The organism is Saccharopolyspora sp. SCSIO 74807, from assembly GCF_037023755.1.
Taxonomy (GTDB): Bacteria; Actinomycetota; Actinomycetes; order Mycobacteriales; family Pseudonocardiaceae; genus Saccharopolyspora_C; species Saccharopolyspora_C galaxeae.
The window spans coordinates 4,514,067-4,533,096 of record NZ_CP146100.1 but is presented as its reverse complement, the minus strand read 5'-3'; the positions used below and the strand labels follow the sequence as shown (position 1 = coordinate 4,533,096).

The following is a 19,030-nucleotide window of genomic DNA, read 5'->3' as shown; positions in this document are numbered from 1 at the left end:
GTTGCGAGGTTTTCCGGAGGCGTTACGCTTCACCGACCCGCTCGAACAGGGCCGCAAGTCCTTGGCCGCCGCCGATGCACATCGTCTCCAGGCCGTAGCGGACCTCGCGGCGCTGCATCTCGCGCAGCAGCGTCGCCAGGATCCGCCCGCCGGTGGCTCCCACCGGATGCCCGAGCGAGATCCCGGAACCGTTGACGTTGACCCGATCCAGGTCCGCGTCGGTGAGCCGCCACTCCCGCAGGCACGCGAGCACCTGCGCGGCGAATGCCTCGTTCAACTCGATCAGGTCGACCTCGGACAGCGCCACCCCGGCCCGGTCCAGCGCGTTGGCGACCGCGGGCACCGGCCCGATGCCCATCGTCGCCGGCGGTACCCCGCCGATCCCCCACGAGACCAGCTTCGCCAGCGGCCGCAGCCCCAGCTGCGCGGCCCTCTGCGGCGTGGTCACCACGCAGATCGCCGCACCGTCGTTCTGCCCGGACGCGTTGCCCGCGGTGACGGTGGCCGCCGAGTCCTGCTTGCCCATGACCGGGCGCAGCTTCGCCAAGACCTCCGGCGTCGAGTCCGGGCGGATGTGCTCGTCCCGCTCGACGACGGTGTCCTGCTTGCGGCCGGGCACGGTGACCGGCACGACCTCGTCGGCGAATCGGCCCGCCTCCCACGCCGCGGCGGCGCGCCGGTGCGAGCGGGCGGCGAGTTCGTCCTGTTCCTCGCGTGCGATGGAGTAGTCGCGGCGCAGGTTCTCGGCCGTCTCCAGCATCCCGCCCGGCACCGGGTGGTTCTCGCCGCCCGCGGTGACCCGGCCCTTGGCCAGCGAGTCGTGCAGCATCACACCCGGCCCGCCCTTCTGCGGGCGGCGCATCGAGGTGGAGTAGTGCGGCGCGTTCGACATCGATTCGGCACCGCCGGCCAGCACCAGTTCGGACGCGCCGCTGCCCACCTGCATCGCGGCGTTGAGCACCGCCTGCAGCCCGGATCCGCAGCGCCGGTCCACCTGCGCGCCCGGCACCGTCACCGGCAGCCCGGCGTCCAACGCGGCGACCCGGCCGATCGCCGGAGCGTCCATCGTCGGGTAGCAGTGGCCCAGCAGGACGTCGTCGATCGAGTCCGCGGGCAGCCCGGTGCGTTCCAGCAGCGCCCGGATCGTGGTGGCGGCGAGGGTGTGCGGCGGGACCTCCGCCAGCGACCCGCCGAAGCCGCCGACCGGGGTGCGCAGCGGTTCGCAGATCACGACATCAGCCATCAGCGTCCTCCTGGTAGTTCTCGGCCCACTCGCGCAGCTGGGCGGCGCGGATCTTGGCCCCGTTGGTGCCCGAGGTCGTGGGCATCTCGTCGATGATGTGCACCCGGGCGGGCACCTTGAACTTCGCCAGCGTCGCCGCGCACCATTCCCGCAGCTCGACCGGAGTGGCCGCGGCGGGCTCGGTGAGCACGACGAAGGCGACGGCCCGCACGCCGTTCCCGGTCCGCGCGCCTACGACCTTGGCGGTGCTGACCGCTTCGTGCGCGGCCAGCCGGTGCTCGATCTCGGCGGGCGCGACGAGGAAACCGCTCAACCGCAGCACGTCACCCATCCGGCAGACGTATTCGATGCCGCCGTCTTCGCTGCGAACCGCGAGGTCGCCGGTGCGGAACCAGCCGTCCGCGGTGCTCGCCCCGGCGTCGCCCCCGCTGAGGTAGGCGTCCACGACGGTCGGCCCGGCGAACTGGAGCTCGCCCTGCTCACCGTCGGCCACCGGCCGGTCGTCGTGCGGGTCGGCGGTGCGCACCCGGATCTGCGGCGAGACCGGCAGTCCGCCGCCGGACCACCGGCGCGGCACGGGAGTCGACTCCGGCCACAGCAGCGCCAGCGCGAACACCTCGGACGAGCCGTAGACGCCGGTGGTGCTCGCCCCGAATTCGGCGGCCCAGGCGGCGACTTCCGCGCTGCGGCCGAGGAAATCGGCCAACCCGAGCCAGCGCAACGCGGGCAACTCCACCGGCCGCTCGCGCCACGCGTCCAGCAGCCGCCCGGCCATGTCGTCGCCGCCGACCAGGTGGGTCGCGCGCTGCTCGGCCATCGCGGCGACGGTCGCGGCCGGGTCGAAGACCGGTTCCAGCAGGCACGCCGCTCCGCCCGCGACCGCGGCCAGCGCGGTGCAGAAACCGAAAACCCCGGACAGCGGGAGCACGCAAGCGGCCACGTCGCCTTCGCCGAGCCCGAGCGCCGCAGCGTCGGCGCGGGCGTGCGCCACCACGGCATCTTCGCGGTGCGCGGCGAGTTTCGGCAGCCCGGTGGATCCGGAGGTGGTGAACGCGACCGCCAGGTCCGAGCCGTCGCGGTCCGCCGATTCCGGACCGTCGCGCTCGACCAGGTCCGTGCCGTCGCCTTCGGCCAGGCCCGTGCCGTCGCGCTCGGCAGGCTGCGCGAGCGGGGCGACCACCGCCGCTCCCCCGCCGAGATCGAACGCGCCCGCGTCCGGCTCGGACTTCCCGGGACCGCTGACCGGGACGACGAACGGTGCCGGGACCTGCGCGGTCCGTACCGCTTCGCCGAGCACGCCGATCAGGTCGAGTCCGTGGAACCCGGCGGCGACGGCCACGACGCGGGGCCGCGCCCGGTTCAGCACGTGGCCGACTTCCTCGACGTTGTAGCGGGTGTTGAGGCCGATGACGTGCGCACCGCGCGCGGCGGCGGCGAATTGCCAGCTCAACGCGTCCGACCAGTTCGGCAGCCACACCGCCACGCAGTCACCCGGACCGACCCCGGCCGCGGCCAGCCGAGCCTGCACCGCGCGCGCCCGCGCGTGCAGCTGCGCGCGGGAGACCGCACGGAATCCGTCCTCGACGCGGTCCAGCGCGATCGGCGCGTCCGGGTCGGCCTCGACGAGGTCGTTGAGCAGGCGGCGCAAGGTGCTCATGCCCGCACCTCCGCGAGCTCGGCGAGCCAGCCGGTCAAGGTCCGCGCGAAGTCCGGCAGCTCCTCCATCGGGTAGTGGCCGACGCCGGGCAGCAGCGTGAATCGGCCGTCCGGCAGCTCGCCCGCGGCCGCGCGGACCGCGTCGGGCTTGATCCAGAGGTCGTCCTCGCCCGCCACGAGGTGCACGGGGCAGCGGATCGAGCCCAGTTCGGCGCGCACGTCGTGCGTGCCCCAGCCGATGAGGTCCGAGTTCGACACCGCCGGGTCCTCGCGCCGGTGCATGGTGGCGATCAGCTCGGCACGTGCCGGATCGACTCCGGAACCGACCACGGCCAGCGTGCCGAGATGGGTGCGGTCGGTGCGGCTCGGTGCGGCGATGTCCTCCAGCTCGCGTTCCAGGCCCGAGACCTTCACCCGCCCGCGCCCGGCTTCGGCGGCCATCGCGACCACGCCGCGCACGTCACCGGACAGCGCCGCGATCTGCAACGCGATCTTGCCGCCGATCGAGCAGCCGACCACCAGCGGATCGGCCAGCCCGAGCCGGTCCAGCAGGTCCAGGCAGAACCGGGCGTACTCGGCGAGGTCGCGGACCGGCCCGTTCGCGGCGGGCTCCGACCTGCCGTGACCCGGCAGGTCGGGGACGACTACGCGGTAGCCCGCAGCGGCCAGCGCGGCCGTGGTGTGCCGCCACTGCACACCGCTCTGCCCGGCGGTGTGCAGGCACAGCACGACCGGGCCGGAACCGGCCAGCTCGGTGAACGCGAGGGTGCCTGCCGCCTCGACGTAGCGGGCCTCGATCATCGCTGCTCCTGACCGGCCCCGCGGGCCGCCTCGGCGATCAGCTGCAGCGCCTTGGTCAACCGCAGGTACTCGTAGGCGTTGCCGGAGACCTGGAAGTCACCGTTCATGGCGCGCTGCATGAAGTCGTTGCGCTGCGCGGTGACCAGCTCGGTCCACACCAGCGGCGATGCCGCGAGGGTGAACGCGGGCCCGTGCGGGGTGCGCGTCGCGGCCTCCAGCACCCGGCCCCGGTAGATCCGCAGCTGCACCTCGTCGTCGCCGCTGCGCAGCCCGATCGCGCCGTCCCAGGTGGCGACCGCGGAGGCGAACCGTTCGTCGAGCCGTTCGGTGAGCGCTTCGGCCCAAGCCACCGTGCCGAACCTGCGACCCGCCGGGTCGGGGCCGGTGCCGCGGGCCGGGACCAGGAACGCGGTGGTCCCTTCCTGCACCGTCTCGTCGTCCTGGTTGAGCAGCCGCACGTGCCGGTCGACCACGCCTCGCGAACCATCTCCGGTGCGGTGGCAGCGGATGATCGTCATCGTCATGCGCAGCGCGTCACCGGGGAAGATCGGGCGCAGGTAGCGCCAGTTCGTGTCCAGCAGCGCGACCTCGGAGCCCGGGACCAGGCCGAGGTCGTGGAACATGCCGAAGAACACCGCGATGCCGAACGGGCCGTGCAGCACCGGTTTCCCGAAGCGCGTGCGCGCGGCGAATTCGGCGTCGTGGTGCAGGGGGTGCTGATCACCGCTGATGGCGGCGAAGGCGGTCAGGTCGTGCTCGGTGACCTCGCGCGGACCTGCTTCGAAGCGGCGGCCGACGGTGAAATCCTCGTAGGCCCCGACGCTCCCGTGCGACCGATCGGCACCGGAGGACGCGGCGGTGCGCACCGGTTCGGATATCATGAACGCCTCCCCGTCCGCCGCACACCGGCGAACGCTTTCACCGAACCACTGCAACGCCCTCGGCGTCAAAGTCCGCTGGTGCGGCGACATCGCGCAGCACGCTCAGTCCACTATGGACTTACGAGCACCAGGTGGCGGCTCGGGGGTTCCCTCCGCCGATCCGCCGAAGTATTGTACGGCCAAATACCATCCGGACGAACTCGACGAACGCTGATCGCCGCCTGTCGCAACGCCGTTCCCGTTCCGCAGCACCGATCTGCGAGCGCTGCCCGACCAGCGCAAACGGTCGCGCAATGGCCGCACCAACCTGGAGGTCCGCCGTGCCGCCTGCCCCCGGCCCGCTGTCCGGTCTGCGCGTCGTCGAGATCTCGTCGTTCGTCGCCGCGCCGCTGGGCGGGATGACGCTGGCGCAGCTGGGCGCGGACGTGATCCGGGTCGATCCGCGCGGCGGGGCCGCCGACCGGCACCGCTGGCCGCTGGCCGATACCGGCACGAGCATCTACTGGGCCGGGCTGAACAAGGGCAAGCGCTCCGTGGTCGCCGACCTACGCTCGGACGCGGGCAGGCAGGTGGTGCGCGACCTCGTCGCCGCGTTCCCCGCGGGCAGCGGAGTCGTGCTCACGAACTCGGCGGGCCGCGACTGGCTCTCGCACGAGAAGCTGTCCGAGGTGTGCCCGGACCTGATCCACGTGCTGATCGAAGGCCGCAGCGACGGATCGTCCGCAGTGGACTACACGGTCAACGCCGAGTCCGGATTCCCGCTCGCCACCGGCGATGGCGACCGGCCGGTGAACCACGTGCTACCCGCCTGGGACATCAGCTGCGGGCTCTACGCCGCCCTCGCGGTGAGTTCGGCGGCTCGCGAGCGCGAACGCACCGGGCAGGGCACCGGAGTGCGGCTCGCGCTCGCGGACATCGCGCTGGCGATGGCGGGCAACCTCGGGTTCCTGGGCGAAGCGGAGCTCAACGGCACCTCGCGGGAACCGATCGGCAACCACATCTACGGCACGTTCGGCAGGGACTTCCGCTGTTCGGACGGCGGCCGGTTCATGGTGGTGGCGCTCACCGGACGGCATTGGCGGGACCTGGTGTCGCTGACCGGCATGTCCGAAGCGGTGTCCGCGCTGGAAGGTGCGCTGGGCGCGAATTTCTCCGCCGAGGCCGAGCGGTACGAGTACCGCGAAGCCCTGGCGGGGTTGTTCCAGCGCTGGTTCGACTCGCGGACGAGCGAGCAGGCACGTGCGGCGCTGGCCGGGACTTCGTTGCTGTGGGCGCCTTATCGCAGCTTCGCCGCTACCGTGGACGCGCTGCGCAGCCCCGGCGGCGCGAATCCGCTGATGTCGACGCTGGACCAGCCCGGAATCGGGCCGCACTTGGCGCCGGGCTCTCCCATGCGGTTCGGCGGAGCGTACGAATCGGCCGAGGCCGCACCGATTCTCGGTCAGCACACCGCCCAGGTGCTCGCCGACGAGCTGGGCATGTCCGCCGAACGGATCGCCGCGCTGCGCACCGAATCCGCCGTCCAGCAAGCCGACGACCTCTGAACTCCCGGCATTCGCACGGTGATCCATTGTGCACGGTGCGTATCGGGCGCCGCCGGACTGCGCCGGAGGGATGGCCGACTCCCCGCCGAGCACTGGCAGCCTGCGAATCCTCCGACTTGCCCCGCGACGACGCGACCTGAACCGCACTCGAAGTCCATTTCGGACTTTCCGGTCCGGCTTCGCCCGAGCACGCGCTGAAAAGGCTTGCCCCGGGCGGGTTTAGCATCCCCACGGCTCGTGGAAGCTCCCCTGGCGGCTCGTCGATCAGCGAGCCCGCCGACCCGGGAAGGAATGTGATCCGAGAGTGACCGCGCACGCGCGCAACGTGGCCGCTTCATGGGTGCTCGCGCTCACCGCACCGCTGGCCGCGTGCGGCGCAACACCCCCTGCACCGCCCGCCGAACCACCGCCCGCACCGGCGCTGCGGCCACCGCCACCGGAGCCGGAACTACCCGGAGGCGGCCGCACCGTGCTGCCCGAGCACCGGATGGTCGGCTTCTCCGGCGCGCCGGGCAGCGCCGCGCTCGGGCCACTGCACGGCGATCTGGACGCGGCCGGTCAGCAGATCGACCGGCAGGCGCAGGATTACACGCAGAACAAGCGGCCGCTGCCGGTCTTCGAGCTGATCGCCACCCGCGCCACGTCCAGCCCCGGCCAGGACGGGCAGTACCGCGCGCGGTCCTCGGACTCCACCATCGACGAGCACCTCGCCGCGGCCCGCAGGCACGGCGCGGTGCTGCTGCTGGGAATCCAGCCCGGTCGCGCGGATTTCCTCGACGAGGTGCGGCACTACGACCGCTGGCTCGCCGAACCGGACGTGGGTCTCGCGCTCGACCCGGAGTGGGCGGTCGGCCCGGACGAAACGCCCGGTGACGTGTTCGGCACGACCACCGGCGGCGAGCTCAACGCGGTGGCCGACCACGTCGCCGCGATCGCGCGGGAGCACTCGCTGCCGCAGAAACCGCTGATCTACCACCAGTTGTCGCCATCGGTGGTGCGCGACGAGCAGGATTTGGCGCCGCACCCGGAGCTCGCGCTGGTCAAGTCGATGGACGGGATCGGCTCGCCGGAGCTGAAGAAGCAGGCGTGGGACAAGCTGGTGACGACGAAACCGCCGCACGTCGCCACCGGGATCAAGCTGTTCTTCCAGGAGGACACCCGCAGCGGGCCGCTCATGACGCCCCCGGAAGTGCTGGGGCTTCAGCCCGCACCGGACTACGTGCTGTACGAGTGAGCGCCTTCCGCCGCGCGTCGAGAGTCCGTTGTGGACGGTTGTCACTGGCGTCCTCCGCTGGTGGAACATCCTTGTCCACACGACTTCCCGCACCACCAGGCGGTCGGCGGCGAGCGCCTCGTCCCAGGCGTTGCCGATCTCCTGCGGACTGTCGCAACGAATTCCGCCGTCCGCGTTCGTCATCAGCTCGTGACTGGCGGTGAGCCCAGCAGCGGATGAAATCGCGGTCCGGCCATGGTGATCGGACTTTCGTCGCCGGCGGCGGTTCCGCTTCAGCGTGCGAGCGCCTTGTGCGTCCTGCAATCGCCACGCTCGTCATCGGTTTTCTCCCGGTGCGGCAGCGGTTTCCGTGCTTCGCGGGACGATCAGCGGGACGCTGCGGTGCCGCCGGTGCGGTACCTGTCCGCATCGGCCCATCGAACCTGCAACCCGAGCCCGCTGCGGCTGCGATCCGGGCGCAGCGCACCACCGGACGGGTCGAGCGTGCCGTCGAACAGAAGTGCCTCGATGCGGGTGTGGTCGTGGAAGTACTCCAGGTGCCGCATCCGCCGCACGGCGCAGAAAGCGTGCGCCGATACCGCCGGGGCGCAGTGCGCGGAGATGTCGACGTGGTGGCTCGCGGCCGCGCCCGCGACTTCCAGCAGCCCGGTGATTCCGCCGCAGCGCGTGACGTCCGCCTGCAGGCAGTCGACGGCCCCCGCTTCGAGCAGGTCAGCGAAATCTCCCAGAACGAACCCGTATTCGCCCGCGGCGACATCCATCCCCGGAGGCCCGAGGTCGCGCACCAACCGCAGTCCTTCGCGGTCGGCGGAACTCACCGGTTCCTCGAACCACGCCACGCCCCACTCCGCGCGGAACCGGTGCGCCCAGTACACCGCCTGCTTGCGGCTCAGCGCGCCGTTCGCGTCGGCGAACAAACCCACGTCGTCGCCCAGCGCGTCGCGAACGGCCGAAAGCCGCTGCGGGTCTCGCTCGGGATCGCGGGATGTTTTCAGCTTGACGCTGCCGATGCCCTGCTCGACCCACCCGGTGAGCTGGTCGACCAGCCGCTCGGTGGAGTAGTTGGTGAACCCGCCGCTGCCGTAGACAGGGATCTCGTCGTGAAAAGCGGGCAACACCAGGAAAAGCGGTGCGTCGAGCAGCCGCGCTTTGAGATCCCACAGCGCGATGTCGACGGCGGCCACCGCCATCGCACCAGCGCCGCTTCGTCCGGCGTTGCGGATCGCCGCGTTCATCCGTTCCCAGGCCGCGGCCGGGGACAGCGCGTCCTGCCCGAGCACGACGTCGGCGAGCTGGGATCGGATGAAGGTCGCGGCGGACACGTCTCCGTAGGTGTAGCCGATGCCGGAGCGCCCACCGCCGTGCGCTTGCACCAGCACCACCGTCGTGGAGCTCCAAACGAGCGTCCCGTCCGATTCCTGCCCGTCCGGCCCGTCGGTGGGAATCCGGAAGGCGTGCACGTCCACGCGATCGACACTCGGCGCCACGACGGCCTCCATATCGGCTTCCGACCGTCCGGCTTTACCCCGCTTGCCCGCGCGGGAAAACGTCTCCGCTACGGCAGAAGGAGTTTTTCCGCCGTGCTGCGGGTAGTCCGCTGTGGCGAGGTCCTGCGTCGGCGAGAGGGAGGACCATGCCAGCGAGCGAAGTGGTCGTGGTGACCGGTGCCAGCGCCGGCGTGGGACGGGCCGTGGCCCGCGCCTACGCGCGGCGGGGAGCCCGGATCGCGTTGTTCGCGCGCGGAGCGGGCGGGCTCGCGGCCGCTGCCGACGAAGTGCGCGAACTGGGCGGGACCGCGTTGCCGCGGCCGGTCGACGTGGCCGAGCACGACCAGCTCGACCGGGCCGCCGGCGAGGCCGAGGCGAACCTCGGTCCGATCGACGTGTGGATCAACGCCGCGTTCAGCACGGTCTTCGGCACTTTCGACGAGCTGAGCCCGGAAGAGTACGCCCGCGCCACGCAGGTCACCTACCTCGGCTTCGTGCACGGCACCATGGCCGCACTGCGCCGGATGCGGCCGCGGGACCGCGGTGTCGTGGTCCAGGTCGGTTCGGCGCTGGCATATCGCGGCGTCCCGCTGCAAACCGTCTACTGTGGAGCCAAGCATGCGATCCAGGGCTTCCACGAGTCGCTGCGCTGCGAGCTGCTGCACGAACGCAGCGGCGTGCAGATGACCATGGTGCAGCTTCCCGGCCTGAACACGCCCCAGTTCTCGTGGGCGCGGTCCAAACTGCCGCACCACCCGCAGCCGGTGCCGCCGATCTACCAGCCCGAACTGGCCGCCGACGCGGTGCTGCGCGCGGCCGACCGGCCACGGCGCCGGGAGTACTGGGTGGGCGGTAGCACCGTCGGTACCCTGCTCGCCAACTCGGTGGCGCCCGGCCTGCTGGACCGCTACCTGGCGCGCACCGGTTTCTCGTCCCAGCAGAACTCCGATGTGGACGATTCCGCAAGAGCCGACAACCTCTTCGAGCCAGCAGACGCCGCGGAAGGACGGGATTTCGGCGCACACGGCGCGTTCGGCGGAACCGCGCACTCCCGAAGTCCACAGTGGTGGGTCGCGCGCAACCAGGCGCTCTTGGCGCTCGGCGGTGCTGTACTGGCCGGTGTCGGTGCCGTGTTGGCGAGGTCCCGGCGTTGAGCGCCGACTGGCACCGCTTTCCCCCGCACGTCCTGCGGGAGTACTCGGTGCTGGCGGACGGGTACCGGGGCGCGCTGTGCGGGCCGCGCGGCGACATCGCCTGGATGTGCGCACCGAAGTGGCACGACAGCGCGGTTTTCTCGGCGTTGCTCGGCGGCGCCGGGGTCTACGCGATCAACCCGGTCGAACCCTGCGTGTGGGGCGGTTCCTACGAGCCCCGGACGTTGATCTGGCGGAACCGCTGGATCACCACGTCGACAGTGGTCGAATGCCGGGAAGCGTTGACATACCCGGGAAATCCCGACCGGGTCGTGTTGCTGCGACGGATCGAGGCGGCCGCGCGGACCGCTCGGGTGCGCGTCGAGCTCGATGTGCGGGCTGGCTTCGGCGAACACGCCATGCGCGAGCTGTCGCAGGACGACAGCGGCCGGTGGTCCGGGCGCAGCGGAGATCTCGCGCTGCGCTGGAGCGGAGCCGCCGAAGCTGTCCCGGACCGGTACGGCGTGCTGCGCTGCGAACTCGAAGTCCCCGCCGGAGAGCACCGGGACATCGTGCTGGAGCTGTGCCGCGGATCGCCCGGCTCCCCGCCGGATCCCGTCGCGGCCTGGCGCACGACCGAAACGGCCTGGCGGGACAGCGTCCCGGATCTCGCCGAGGCGGCCGGAGTTCCGGACGCGACCCACGCCTACGCCGTGCTGCGCGGGCTGACCGCTCCCGGCGGCGGGATGGTCGCCGCCGCCACCACGTCCCTGCCGGAACGGGCCGAAGAAGGACGCAACTACGACTACCGCTTCTCCTGGGTCCGCGACCAGTGCTACGCGGGCATCGCCGCAGCGGCCGCGGGCGGTGCGCCCGTGCTCGATGACGCCACGGCGTTCCTCACCGCGCGCGTGCTCGAAGACGCCGACGCACTGCGCCCCGCCTACACCATCGACGGCGGCCCGGTCCCGGACGAGCGGCGCCTGGACCTGCCGGGATATCCGGGCGGGCAAACCGTGGTCAGCGGCAACCGCGCCACCCGGCAGTTCCAGCTCGACTCCTACGGCGAGGTGCTGCAACTGCTCGCGGCCGCCGAGCAGCACGAGCGCCTGGACGCCGACGGGCGCCGCGCCGTGCGGGTGGCCACGGACGCGATCGGAAAGCACTGGCGCGAACCGGAAGCGGGCGTGTGGGAACTCGACGAACGCTGGTGGACGCACTCGCGACTGGCCTGCGTGGCCGGTTTGCGCGGTGCGTGCCGGGCCGCGCCCAGCGCCCGGGATTCGCGGGACATGCTCGAACTGGCCGACGCGATCATGGCCGAGACCGCGCGGCGCTGCCTGCACCGCCGCGGTCATTGGCAGCGCAGCGCGGATCTGAGCGAACCGGACGCGGCACTGCTGCTGCCGCTCATCCGCGGCGCCCTTCCCGCCGACGATCCGCGCACCGGCGACACGGTCGATGCGGTGCGCGCGACGTTGGCCCGGGACGACTACGTGTACCGGTTCCCGCAGGCACCCGACCCGTTGGGCACCGACGAAGGCGCGTTCCTGATGTGCGGGTTCGTGCTGGCCCTGGCCGAGCGGCGGCAAGGGCACCGCGCTTGGGCGCTGCGCCGCTTCGAACGCAACCGTGCGGCGTGCGGGCCGCCCGGGCTGTTCTCCGAGGAGTACGACGTGCGCCAGCGGCAACTGCGCGGCAACCTGCCGCAGGCGTTCGTGCACGCCCTGATGCTCGAATGCGCGGTGGGGGTCCTGCAGGAGTGATCGCTCGAGCGGGAGGGCCTGCAGCCCCGGTCGGGAGAGGGGCGGGTGCCGGCCCGGGAACCCCCCGACGGTGACCGAGCCGGCACCCGCTTGCACTGCGGTCCAGCAACGCAGCACTACCTACAGTGTGTGCAGAATCAGCCCATTCCATGGGCTGTCGAGCCCTGTTGTTTTCGTCACAATCCGGCACATCGTGCCTGGTCAGAACATCAACAGCAGCCGGCAGAGTCCAGCGCGCCATATCGCGCAGCTCCCGCCCCAGTCGTCACAGCGCGCAGCGCCCTGGCGCGACCTAGACGTCGAGGCCGGCCATCCGCTGCGGTGGTGGGCCGACGACGACGAGGTCGAGGTCGGAGGCGGCGAGTTCCGCCGGGTCGGTCGCCAGCTCGGCCGGGCCGTCCGGGTGCACGTGCAGGTCGGCGGGACGTCCGGTGAGGTCGAAGAAGGCCTCGAAGACGTCCGGGGTGAGGATGCCGAGCATCCGGGTGTTGTGCGCGTCGAAGGCGAACGTGTGGATCGTGCCTGCGGGCGCGTGCACGAAGTCGCCCTCGGTCAGCAGGACCTCGCGTCCGTTGACGTAGAGCCAGATCCGGCCGGACAAGCACACGAAGGACTCGGTGTGCCGCTGGTGGAAGTGCCGGATGAAGTACTGCGACCGCGTGCCGAAGGTGTCCACGGCGAAGTAGTTCCCCGCGGTGTTCGCGCCACGCACGAGGTAGGTGTTGAGGCTGTCACCGGTTTCCCGGCGATCTCCCTCACCGGCGCGCAAGAAGTACGGCTCGACGCCTTGCGGGAGCGCGGCGTCCCAGTGGTCCCGCACCGGCTCCGGGTCGATCGCGGGAAAGGTGATGCCCAGCGGCGCTGCGATTCCTTCGCGCTGCCGCCCGGAAACCCCCGATGTCGACCGTCCGGAGTGGACCCGTCGCCGCACGGGCGTGCCGAGCTTCTCGGCGAACTCCACCGACCCGCCGGGTGCGGCCCAGGTCAGCAGTTTCGTCACGTGCGCGAGCATCCGGTAGGCCACCGGTGTCCCGGCGGGCGCGTGCACCGAGTCGCCCGGCACGAGGATTCGGCTGGATCGCCCCAGCCACACCTGAACGCTGCCGCTGCACACGTAGAACGAGCGGTGCTGGTGTGCATGGGCGTGGAACGGCGCCGCAGAACCACGGCCGCCGGTGATGTAGGCGGCGTCGAAGAGCCCGCCCGTGTCCGCCGCGCGCGCGATGATCGTGTGCAGCAAGTCGTCCAGCTCGTAGCGCCGCCCTTCCCCGTTCGCGAGGTAGTACGGCACCGGCTCGCCGGGAAGCCGGTTGACGACGGGATCCAAATCGTGCATCGCTTCGAGGTCAGTGGTCATGCTTTCCCTTGTCCGTGCAGGTGTTCCGCGAAGAAGTCGCCGATGGCGCCGAACGACACGCGCGCCCGGCCGGAGCGTTCCGGCTGCCCCGGGAGGGCTTGCCGGTAGTTGGCGGGGGCGGGTCCGGCCGCCAGCCGCCCGTCGTCCATCACCTTCGGCCCGTCCAGCTCCACCCGGCCCGCAGGGTTCAGGAATCCGTGCCGGAAACCGTCCAGCAGGTAGAGCGTGCTGGGCACTCCCGCGGCGGCGAGCGCGGCATGCAGCGACTCGCTTTGCGCGTGCGGCACCAGCGCGTCGCCGGTTCCGTGCAGGATCTGGAAGGGCGGCGCGGCGCTGGTGATGTGGCTGAGCGGGCTGGCCAAGGCCGCTAGCGCGGGCCGGTCAGCGCGGCCAGCGCCGCCAAGTGCCCGCCCGCCGAGGAGCCCCACAACCCGATCGCGGCCGGGTCGATCCCGGACCGCCCGGCGTGGCGCCGCAGGAACCGCACCGCAGAGCGCACGTCGAACCACTGCGCCGGGAACGGAGCGGTGCCGCTGAGCCGGTATTCGGCGCTGGCCATCACGAAACCCCTGGCGGCGAAGCGGCCAAGCTCCGGCGCGAGCGTGCGGTCCCCGGTGAACCAGCCACCGCCGTGCAGCCACAGGATCGCCGGGAACGGTCCCGGACCTTCCGGCACGGCCAGGTCCATCAGCAACGGCCCCGAGTCCCGCTCGGCGAATTCCACATCCCGCGACCAGCGCACCGGGCGCTCCCCCTGCGCGCCGGCTGCGCAAGACATCGCCGACTCGTCGCGGCCGCGGAAGCGCAATCGATGGCACCTTTCGCTGTGAGCTCCGGGAACCAGTCTCCGCACGCCTCGGACGGCGCACAAACACCTCCGGAACAATCGGCGGTGAGTTGTTCCACCTGGCCGCTCACGGGTGCGAAGGTGGCGCAGTGGACACGGACCGGATCGACCGCGCGCTGCGTCGTGCGCTGATCGAGCTCGCCGCCGGCACGGACGCCGCGCACGTGCCGACGTCGACGCTGGTGCGCAAGGCCGGGATCGGCCGGACCACCTTCTACCGCAGGCACCGCAGCGGTGCCGACTACGTCGAAACCTTGCGCCGGGACGTCCTGGCCGAGCTGGAGCGGGCGTTCCGCGGCGCGCAACGCGAAGCCGGCATCGACGACGGTCTGTACCCGGTGCTGACCCACCGCGTGCATGCCGTTCTCTCGATCGTGCAGCACAACGCCGAACTGCTGCGGCTGTTGTGCCGTGGTGCGACCGGTTCGGTCTTCCGCGTCCGCTGCCGCGCGCTGCTGGCCGACCTGCTCGCCGAGGACTTCACGAAGCTGGGCACCCGCATCGACGCGGCCTACTGCCCGCCGGAATACGTGCTGGCGTTCCTGGCGCACGCCGCCTTCGGAGCCGCGGCGGCGTGGCTGGCCAAGCCGCAGCCGGAACCGATCGACGAGATGACGTTCTACCTGGTTTCGCTGATGAGCGGGAACACCGCGGATTTCCTGGAGTAAGAACATCCAGTGTGGATGATGCCGTTCGCGGCGAGGCGACGTCGGTTCCCGTCCTCATCATGCCGGCGCTTGCACGCCAGTGCCAGGAACGCGGCCAGCATCGGGAGCGCGATCACGGCGTCGCGGGCCAGCGCGTGCACCAGGTCAAGGCCGAAGCTCAGGAACACCCCGGCCACCATGCCCATCACGATCGGCATCGGGATCGCCGCCATCACCCGCTTGACCCAGCCGGTCAAGCCCAGCAGCAGGATCAGCACGCCGGTGGCCAGGAACGCGCACACCACCTCCGGCCACTTCAGGTGGGTCAGCGCCGGCCCGACCAGCACGGTGCCGGGGATCGTCCAGAAGAACGACAGCGGCTGCCGGTACACCCAGCTGGCCAGCACCGTGAGGCTGCCGTTCAGGAAGAACACGCCGAACACCCAGGACGCCAGCTGAGCCTGGGTCAGCCCGCCCTGCTGCCCGACCGCGAGGATCACCGCGGTCGGGCCGGTGGCGGAAAAGACCAGCCCGACGAACCCGTTGATGGCGTAGCGGGGTTTCACGTCCCCGAGGAATTCGCGCGCGTTCGGCAGCGGCCGCGGCGGCCGTTCCACGATGCCGCTTTTCATATTCCGCGAATCGGTTCTCATACGCGTCCCATCTCAATTCACCCCGAACGCGCGAGACCACCGCTGAACGAGCTGTTCAGGGTGGTCTCTCGAGTAGCGCGCGCCGGCCGCACGCCGCCGTTGTCCGGTACCGGCACCGGTCGTAGCGGTGCTGGAGCGTGGTTTTCCCGTTGCCGGTCGGTCTTTCTACCGAGCGCGATTCTCCGGATCCAGGACCGTGTAACCCGGATCACTTCTCGAAGAGGACTGCGCACGCGCTGCTGCACCGAAAAAGTCCCGGATCACGCCGATTCCGGCCGCGCGGGACATTCGGCGACCCGCCCCGGCCAACTACCTTTCACGTGTAGCGGCACCGGGGGCCGGGGCGAGCCGACGAGGCCGCGCCGCGTTCGCGCATCGAGCCGCCACTCCGCCCGGCATCACGGCCTGCGAGCCGGGGCCCGCGAGCCCCGGGAATAATCTTCCATGGAAGACTCTTCCAGGAGACGTAACGGCAGGGCGCGGGCGGCGGCGGTGCCCGCACCGGAGCGAACGGAGGCGCGCGATGCAGTTCGGCATCTTCACGGTCAGCGATGTCACCACCGACCCGACCACGGGCCGGACCCCGGACGACACCGAGCGGGTCCGCTCGATGCTCAAGATCGCCCAGCACGCCGACCAGGCCGGGCTGGACGTGTTCGCGACCGGCGAGCACCACAACCCGCCGTTCGTGGCCTCCTCCCCGACCACCCTGCTCGGCTACCTGGCGGGCACCACCGACAACCTCGTGCTGTCCACCTCGACGACGCTGATCACCACGAACGATCCGGTCAAGATCGCCGAGGACTACGCGATGCTGCAGGTCATCACCGATGGCCGGATGGACCTGATGATGGGGCGCGGCAACACCGGCCCGGTCTACCCGTGGTTCGGCTACGACATCCGGCAAGGCATGTCGCTGGCGCTGGAGCACTACGCGCTGCTGCGGCGGCTGTGGGAGGAAGAGGTCGTCGACTGGCAAGGCAAGTTCCGCACCCCGCTGCAGGGCTTCACCGCCACCCCGCGCCCGCTGGACGGCGTGCCGCCGTTCGTCTGGCACGGCTCCATCCGCAGCCCGGAGATCGCCGAGCAGGCCGCGTACTACGGCGACGGGTTCTTCCACAACAACATCTTCTGGCCCATGCACCACACCAAGCAGATGGTCCAGCACTACCGGCAGCGCTTCGAGCACTACGGGCACGGCGCCGCGGATCAGGCGATCGTCGGGCTCGGCGGGCAGGCGTTCATGCGCAAGAACTCGCAGGACGCCTGGAACGAGTTCCGCCCGTACTTCGACAACGCGCCGGTGTACGGCCACGGGCCGACCATGGAGGACTTCACCACCGCCACCCCGCTGACCGTGGGCAGCCCCCAGCAGGTCATCGAGCGCTACGCGGCCATGCGCGAGGAAGTCGGCGACTACCAGCGCCAGCTGTTCCTGATGGACCACGCCGGACTGCCGCTCAAGACCGTGCTGGAGCAGATCGACCACCTCGCCGAGGACGTGGTTCCGGTGCTGCGCAAGGAAATGGAGTCCAAGCGGCCCGCGCACGTGCCCTCCGACCCGCCGTCGCACGCCGACCGGGTCGCGCGGGCGAAGGCGGAGTCCGCACCGGAGCAGGTTCGGTGACGGACCGGGCCGGGCACCGGACGATCCGCGGTGCCCGGCTCACCGCACCAGCAACCACCCGACCGCCACGACGCCGATCACCACGACCGTCCAGCGCAGCACGGCAGGCGGGAGCCTGCGGCCGATCCTCGCGCCGATCAGCCCGCCGAGCGTGGAGCTGACCGCGAGCAAGCCGACCACCGGCCAGCTGATCGGCGCGACGAAGGCGTAGACCGCGCCCGCCACGATGTTGACCACCGCGGTCAGCGCGTTCTTGATGCCGTTGAGCCGCTGCAGCGAGTCCTCGACCAGCAACCCCATGACGCCGATGAGCATGATTCCCTGAGCCGCGGTGAAGTAGCCGCCGTAGGTCCCGACCAGGAAAATCCACACATACAGCAGCGGGCCTGCGCGGCGCGTGCCGGTGCCTGCGCGAAGATGTTTGGCCAGCAGCGGCTGGATCGCGACGAGCAGGACCGAAAGACCGACCAGCGCCGGTACCACCGTCTCGAAGGCGTCCTGCGGCAGGGAAAGCAGCAGCGCCGTGCCCGCGATGGCGCCGAACAGCGACGCCACGGCGTACCGGACCAGTCTGCGGCGCTGCCCGACCAGCTCGTGCCGGTATCCGTACGCGCCGGTGACGGCACCGGGGATCAGCCCGATCGCGTTGGACGTCGTCGCGGTGACCGGCGGATGCCCGAGCGCGACGAGCACCGGGAACGTCACCAGCGTCCCCGAGCCGACCACCGTGTTGATCGTGCCCGCCCACAAGCCCGCGAAGGCGATCAGCACGCCATGCCACCACGTCATGGCCGCGAGCCTATGTTCCGGGTGGCGCTTTCGGCCGGTCAGCTACCCGATGCGAGCTTCTCGGCCTCGCCGGTGGCGCTGCGCTGCCGCAGCAGCAGCACCGAAACCGCGGCCAGCAACGACGCCACCGCCAGGGCGTGGAGCCCGTAGGTCACCGTGCCGGTCTGGTCCTTGATGAAGCCGAAGCCGAACGGGGCGACGAACCCGCCCAGGTTCCCCAGCGAGTTGATCACCGCGATGGCCGGTGCGACGATCCGCGGGCTCAGGCTGCGCTGCGGGATGGACCAGAACAGCGGACTGGCGCTTTTGAAGCCCATCGCGGCCAGGCACAGGAAGACCAGCGCGGGCCACGGCGCGACCACCGCCGCCAGCCAGGTTCCGACCCCGGCGGTCAGCAGCGCGATCACCAGCAGCGGCCTGCGGTCGCCCGCGCGATCACCGGCCCGGCCCGCCAGGTACATCGCGATGACCGCGCAGATCCACGGCAGCGAGGACAGCAGTCCGACGGTGATGTCGTTGGTGCCGTCGATGCGGCGCACGATCGACGGCAGCCAGAAGGTGTTGGCGTAGATGGAAAGCTGGATGGCGAAGTAGATCCAGCAGAACAGCAGCAGTTTCGGCTGCAGCAGCAGCCGCCACCGCGATCCGGTTCCGCTATCCACTGTGGACTTGGCCGCGTCCTCCGCGGAAATCGCGTTCGTCAGCGCGGATTTCTCCGAGTCCGACAACCAGCGCGCATCGGCGATCTTCGAGTCCAGGAAGAAGAACGCGCCGATGCCGACCACGACCGACAGCGCGCCTTCCGCCCCGAACAACCACTGCCAGCCGTGCGCCCCGGCGACACCGTCCAACGACAGCAGCGGACCGGACAGCGGCCCGGAGATCGCCGCGGCGATGGACGAGCCCGCGACGAACAGCGCCGTCGCCCGGCCGCGGTGCGAATCCGGCAGCCAGCGGGTGAAGTAGAAGATCACCGCGGGGAAGAAGCCCGCTTCGGCCGCACCGAGCAGGAACCGCAGCACGTAGAACATCATCGGGCTGGACACGAACGCCGTCGCAGCCGACACCAGCCCCCAGCTGACCATGATCCGGGTCAGCCAGACCTTGGCGCCGAAGCGCTCCATCAGCACGTTGCTGGGCAACTCGAACAGCGCGTAGGCGATGAAGAACAACCCGGCGCCGAAACCGTAGGCCGTGGCTCCGATCCCGACGTCGGCCTCCAGGTAGGTCTCGGCGTAGCCGATGTTCGAGCGGTTGAGCTGGTTGCAGATCAGCATCAGCACGAACAGCGGCACGACCCGGCGGAAAACCTTGCCGATCGCCGTGGCCAGCGCGAGATCCTGCTGCTGGGAGGGGAACTGCATC

General features: G+C 71.0%; 17 protein-coding genes. 6 read left to right on the top strand and 11 right to left on the bottom strand.

What is annotated here, in order from left to right; translation table 11 throughout:
• Nucleotides 1–22: 22 nt before the first annotated feature.
• Genes V1457_RS20725 through V1457_RS20710 form a run of 4 tightly spaced genes read right to left on the bottom strand, consistent with a single transcriptional unit; the run spans nt 23 to nt 4,581 of the window.
• Nucleotides 23–1,243 carry an acetyl-CoA C-acetyltransferase gene (locus tag V1457_RS20725; RefSeq protein ID WP_338596172.1) on the bottom strand — a complete coding sequence of 407 codons (1,221 nt, stop codon included), beginning with the start codon at nt 1,241–1,243 and terminating at the stop codon, nt 23–25.
• Complete coding sequence (locus V1457_RS20720; protein WP_338596171.1) at nt 1,236–2,900, bottom strand: AMP-binding protein; 1,665 nt, start codon at nt 2,898–2,900, stop codon at nt 1,236–1,238. The genes V1457_RS20725 and V1457_RS20720 overlap by 8 nt, the downstream gene beginning before the upstream one ends.
• On the bottom strand, nt 2,897–3,700 hold the full coding sequence (locus V1457_RS20715; RefSeq protein ID WP_338596170.1) for an alpha/beta hydrolase: 804 nt from the start codon (nt 3,698–3,700) through the stop codon (nt 2,897–2,899). Before V1457_RS20715 ends, V1457_RS20720 begins: the two co-directional genes overlap by 4 nt.
• Entirely contained in the window at nt 3,697–4,581 is an 885-nt protein-coding gene (locus V1457_RS20710; RefSeq protein ID WP_338596169.1) for a MaoC/PaaZ C-terminal domain-containing protein, read from the bottom strand. The genes V1457_RS20715 and V1457_RS20710 overlap by 4 nt, the downstream gene beginning before the upstream one ends.
• Before the next feature lie 320 nt (nt 4,582–4,901).
• On the opposite strand from V1457_RS20710, the gene V1457_RS20705 reads away from it, so the two are divergent.
• Both V1457_RS20705 and V1457_RS20700 read left to right on the top strand, forming a co-directional pair.
• Nucleotides 4,902–6,125 (top strand): CoA transferase, encoded by a 1,224-nt coding sequence (locus tag V1457_RS20705; RefSeq protein ID WP_338596168.1) that lies wholly within the window; start codon nt 4,902–4,904, stop codon nt 6,123–6,125.
• 304 nt (nt 6,126–6,429) lie between these two features.
• A complete protein-coding gene (locus V1457_RS20700) occupies nt 6,430–7,359 on the top strand; it encodes a hypothetical protein (protein WP_200070573.1) in 930 nt (309 codons plus the stop codon).
• 365 nt (nt 7,360–7,724) lie between these two features.
• On the opposite strand, the gene V1457_RS20695 is transcribed toward V1457_RS20700, so the two are convergent.
• Entirely contained in the window at nt 7,725–8,846 is a 1,122-nt protein-coding gene (locus V1457_RS20695; protein ID WP_338596167.1) for an enolase C-terminal domain-like protein, read from the bottom strand.
• A 146-nt stretch (nt 8,847–8,992) separates the two neighbouring features.
• Here V1457_RS20695 and V1457_RS20690 point away from each other — a divergent pair, with 146 nt between their 5' ends.
• Nucleotides 8,993–10,000: an SDR family oxidoreductase gene (locus tag V1457_RS20690; protein WP_338596166.1), complete on the top strand. Its 1,008-nt coding sequence runs from the start codon at nt 8,993–8,995 to the stop codon at nt 9,998–10,000.
• Nucleotides 9,997–11,745 (top strand): glycoside hydrolase family 15 protein, encoded by a 1,749-nt coding sequence (locus V1457_RS20685; protein ID WP_338596165.1) that lies wholly within the window; start codon nt 9,997–9,999, stop codon nt 11,743–11,745. Before V1457_RS20690 ends, V1457_RS20685 begins: the two co-directional genes overlap by 4 nt.
• 292 nt (nt 11,746–12,037) lie before the next feature.
• Here V1457_RS20685 and V1457_RS20680 read toward each other — a convergent pair whose 3' ends face one another.
• Genes V1457_RS20680 through V1457_RS20670 form a run of 3 tightly spaced genes read right to left on the bottom strand, consistent with a single transcriptional unit; the run spans nt 12,038 to nt 13,880 of the window.
• Complete coding sequence (locus V1457_RS20680) at nt 12,038–13,102, bottom strand: quercetin 2,3-dioxygenase (RefSeq protein WP_338596164.1); 1,065 nt, start codon at nt 13,100–13,102, stop codon at nt 12,038–12,040.
• Nucleotides 13,099–13,464: a prolyl oligopeptidase family serine peptidase gene (locus V1457_RS20675; protein ID WP_338596163.1), complete on the bottom strand. Its 366-nt coding sequence runs from the start codon at nt 13,462–13,464 to the stop codon at nt 13,099–13,101. The genes V1457_RS20680 and V1457_RS20675 overlap by 4 nt, the downstream gene beginning before the upstream one ends.
• A gap of 5 nt (nt 13,465–13,469) precedes the next feature.
• Nucleotides 13,470–13,880 carry an alpha/beta hydrolase gene (locus tag V1457_RS20670; RefSeq protein WP_338596162.1) on the bottom strand — a complete coding sequence of 137 codons (411 nt, stop codon included), beginning with the start codon at nt 13,878–13,880 and terminating at the stop codon, nt 13,470–13,472.
• Nucleotides 13,881–14,038: 158 nt separating this feature from the next.
• Here V1457_RS20670 and V1457_RS20665 point away from each other — a divergent pair, with 158 nt between their 5' ends.
• On the top strand, nt 14,039–14,617 hold the full coding sequence (locus V1457_RS20665; RefSeq protein ID WP_338596161.1) for a hypothetical protein: 579 nt from the start codon (nt 14,039–14,041) through the stop codon (nt 14,615–14,617).
• Here V1457_RS20665 and V1457_RS20660 read toward each other — a convergent pair.
• Nucleotides 14,569–15,213 carry a benzoate/H(+) symporter BenE family transporter gene (locus V1457_RS20660; protein ID WP_338596160.1) on the bottom strand — a complete coding sequence of 215 codons (645 nt, stop codon included), beginning with the start codon at nt 15,211–15,213 and terminating at the stop codon, nt 14,569–14,571. The two genes, V1457_RS20665 and V1457_RS20660, sit on opposite strands and share 49 nt — an antisense overlap.
• 559 nt (nt 15,214–15,772) lie before the next feature.
• On the opposite strand from V1457_RS20660, the gene V1457_RS20655 reads away from it, so the two are divergent.
• Nucleotides 15,773–16,876 (top strand): LLM class flavin-dependent oxidoreductase, encoded by a 1,104-nt coding sequence (locus V1457_RS20655; protein ID WP_200070579.1) that lies wholly within the window; start codon nt 15,773–15,775, stop codon nt 16,874–16,876.
• A gap of 39 nt (nt 16,877–16,915) precedes the next feature.
• Here V1457_RS20655 and V1457_RS20650 read toward each other — a convergent pair whose 3' ends face one another.
• Entirely contained in the window at nt 16,916–17,665 is a 750-nt protein-coding gene (locus tag V1457_RS20650) for a sulfite exporter TauE/SafE family protein (protein WP_200070580.1), read from the bottom strand.
• A gap of 38 nt (nt 17,666–17,703) precedes the next feature.
• The gene (locus tag V1457_RS20645) at nt 17,704–19,029 is read right to left on the bottom strand and encodes an MFS transporter (protein ID WP_338596159.1); all 1,326 of its coding nucleotides are present in this window, start codon (nt 19,027–19,029) and stop codon (nt 17,704–17,706) included.
• Between the last annotated feature and the right edge of the window lies 1 nt (nt 19,030).